This is a genomic window from Janthinobacterium sp. GW822-FHT07H10, assembly GCF_058798675.1.
In genome coordinates this window covers 1-956 of the sequence record NZ_JBXAKS010000039.1, presented here as the reverse complement: position 1 = coordinate 956, position 956 = coordinate 1, and the positions used below count along the sequence as shown (strand labels likewise).

Below are 956 nucleotides of genomic sequence, written 5' to 3'. Positions count from 1 at the left end.
TTCAACGACAACGCCCAGCCCTACGACGCGGCGCGCCTGATGCATGCGGCCTTCGAGGCGCAGGCGGCGCGCGATCCGCTGGCATTGGCGCTCGTGCATGGCGCCACGGCTTTGTCGTACGGCGAAGTGAATATCCGCGCCAACCGCCTCGCGCATCATTTGCTTGCGCAGGGCGTGGCGGCGGGCAGCCTGGTGGGCGTGTGCCTGCGCCGCTCGGAACAGATGGTGGTGGCGCTGCTGGCCATCCTCAAGGCGGGCGCCGCCTACGTGCCGCTGGACCCGATGTACCCGGCCCAGCGCCAGGCGCATATCGTCGAGGACAGCGGCATGGCCTGGCTGCTGACGCAGGAAGACTTGCTGGCGCAGCTGCAGCAGCAAGGCGAGCTGCAAGCGGCGCTGCAGGCGGCGGGCACGCGTTTGCTGGCGCTCGACGCGGCAGCCGTGACGGCCGCCGTGGCGCTTCAGCCGCACGGCAATCCTGCGCCGCGGGCGCTGGCGGAAGACACGGCTTACCTGATCTATACCTCGGGTTCGACGGGACGGCCGAAGGCCGTGCAGATCTGCCACCGCAACGTGGCGGCGCTGGTGCAGTGGGCGCAGACGGCGTACGCGCCGGCCGAACTGGCGCGCGTGCTGGCTTCGACGTCGCTGAACTTCGACCTGTCGGTGTTCGAGATCTTCGTGCCGCTGTCCTTGGGCGGCGCCACGGTGGTGGTCGACGATGCGCTGGCGCTGCTGCAAGGTCCGCTCGACATCACCCTGCTCAACACGGTGCCGTCGGCCTGCCGCGCCCTCGTCGATGCGCAGGCCGTGCCGGCCAGCGTGCAGGTGGTCAACCTGGCCGGCGAAGCGCTGCCGGTGGCGCTGGTGAATGCGCTGCTGGCGCAGGGTGGCGTGGCGCGCGTGTGCAATCTGTACGGTCCGTCGGAAGACACGACGTATTCGTCGTGGGCCAG

General features: G+C 70.0%; 1 protein-coding gene. It reads left to right on the top strand.

What is annotated here, in order from left to right; translation table 11 throughout:
* On the top strand, positions 1-956 hold a 956-nt coding region (locus AC1RDJ_RS28370), incomplete at both ends, for an AMP-binding protein (protein ID WP_493029453.1).